Source organism: Acinetobacter sp. YH12201, assembly GCF_013418145.1.
Lineage (GTDB): Bacteria > Pseudomonadota > Gammaproteobacteria > Pseudomonadales > Moraxellaceae > Acinetobacter.
This window is the reverse complement of record NZ_VPCP01000164.1, coordinates 1-2,050: the sequence shown is the minus strand read 5'-3', so window position 1 is coordinate 2,050 and position 2,050 is coordinate 1. Positions and strand designations below refer to the sequence as shown.

Sequence of the window (2,050 nt, the reverse complement as noted above, 5' to 3'; positions counted from 1 at the left end):
TGTACACAGTGCACTGGGTTATGTATCGCCTTTTGAGTTTGAAGCAATGTACTATGATAAGATTAACCCGTTAGGTCAGGTGGCCTAACTTAAATAAAAAAGTCTCCGACAAACCCGGTACGGTTCAAACCTACAATGCAGTCCAACTTTAATAAGACTTTATTCGTTTCAGAATGATCTTACGCTTCCTATTCCATAAAGAAAAAATAAAATTATGTTTAGTAGCAGATTAAAATCGATTTTATCGTCTATTTTTCAATTATAAATTTTATATTTTGTTATATTATAACCTATGTAATGTCCATAAAAGTGTAGTGAAGTGCTCATGATGTTGGGAAGATTGCTGGGGTTATCAGCAATCTTGTTACAGATCGCTGTGTTCCTGCAGCCTTTATTACCAGAAAAACACAGTGTTTTTTCGGTATGTAAAACTGTTGCCGCAGCATTACATCTGGAAGTTACTAACGTTCTCCCACACCACAGCTTCGCAACATCACATCCGCATAGCAATCAAGCCAGCGGAGCAGACCAAAATCCTGCACATGTCTTCACACATGTGCAGGATCGGCATGAACATCAAGAGCGGGATGATGCACATACCGGTCATGACTGCCAGTTTTGCCTGGTGCACAGCTATACCCTACCGCTACTCGATACCAAACTCAGACTAGTACTGATCAGAACTCAGACCTTACTGCAGTTCTTCAGTACATTTGTCCCATATACGCTGTCCCTACCTGATCTGTGGTTCCTGATTCCTCAGGGTCGTGCTCCTCCTTTAACACTCATCCACTAAATCAGCAGATATGGTATTGCTGAGCAGTCTGCCGCAGTTTCCGATATGGCTGAAAATATTCATCTATCCAGAACATGTGAGCAGCTCACAATTAGCATCTTCAGTCACAGTGATCCTATCCGTAATAATGAATATGGCTTTTAATTTATCTGTATTCAAATTTATTTGAAATCCGGCTGTCACAGTCTCAATGACCTTTGGATTTTTCAAAGTGTTATTACAACTTTCTAGTATATCGATAAGGAGGAGACAATGATGAATCTACTTCAGCACGATCAGGCACATCTCCCAAAAAGTGATTTTAATAGCAGCTGTTGTCTGGATTTAGCACAACAAACTGTAAGGATCCGGCAAGCTCTCAATATTTCACAGACAGAACTAGCATCGAAACTGTGTATTTCCGCCCGTACCCTAGAAAGTTGGGAACGTGGAGTTCGTCATCCCTCAAGCTCAGCCCAAGCCTTGTTAAAACTCTTTATCAAGTCACCTCAGTTTGTTTTGGAAAATCTTGCTTGAATGGTATTAGCTATGTTTTTAAATAGTTTTTGTCACTACAAGTTTAACTTATGAATCATCATGAACCGATGCATACCTATAAAGAGCAGTAGTATCGGTTTGGTTTGGAGAAATCTTTATGGTAATTGTAATTACATCACAGAACCGACGTCATATTACTCCGCATGCCGGGAAATGCCGAAAATTCTGGAAATATGAGCTCAAAGATGGGAAAGTTATGGACAAACAGCTCATTGAGGTGGAGAAAGAAGCATCATTTTCTCAGTCGGGTGAGGTACTAGAAAAACTGTTACCTATGGACATGTTCATAACCACAGGGATGGGTGACAGATTGCGAGAAAAACTCAAAAATATTGGTGTACATGTTATTGTGACGGATGAAATTGATCCTGATAATTTTATTAACAGTTTACTTTAACTCGCCTATGAATAAAATCTAAAACCATAGCTAAAGTTTCCATTAAAAGTTAGTGGGAACTTTAGCTAATAAAATACATCTTACTAACTGCTATTTAATCAAAAAATTAAATTGCCTAGGCTTAAAATAAGTTGACACGATATTTCATATAAATACCTGATGAATTTCATCAGGTGTTTTTGATTTGTAAAACAGAGGTGGATCAGGAAATTTGAACAACACCTATAAGTGATATTTTGCTCCCCAAATGATGTTATAAACATCAATATATGGAGTATTTTATGGCACGTAGACCAAGAAGAAATCATTCAAATGATTTT

At 37.9% G+C, this 2,050-nt stretch carries 3 protein-coding genes; all 3 read left to right on the top strand.

The genetic code is table 11. From position 1 onward, the window contains the following. Nucleotides 1–325: 325 nt before the first annotated feature. Complete coding sequence (locus FTU91_RS16235) at nt 326–796, top strand: DUF2946 domain-containing protein (RefSeq protein ID WP_121523964.1); 471 nt, start codon at nt 326–328, stop codon at nt 794–796. Between the two features lie 255 nt (nt 797–1,051). Beyond that, nucleotides 1,052–1,312: a DNA-binding transcriptional regulator gene (locus FTU91_RS16230; protein WP_121523972.1), complete on the top strand. Its 261-nt coding sequence runs from the start codon at nt 1,052–1,054 to the stop codon at nt 1,310–1,312. Nucleotides 1,313–1,430: 118 nt separating this feature from the next. Beyond that, on the top strand, nt 1,431–1,730 hold the full coding sequence (locus FTU91_RS16225) for a NifB/NifX family molybdenum-iron cluster-binding protein (RefSeq protein WP_086197100.1): 300 nt from the start codon (nt 1,431–1,433) through the stop codon (nt 1,728–1,730). Nucleotides 1,731–2,050 lie beyond the last annotated feature (320 nt).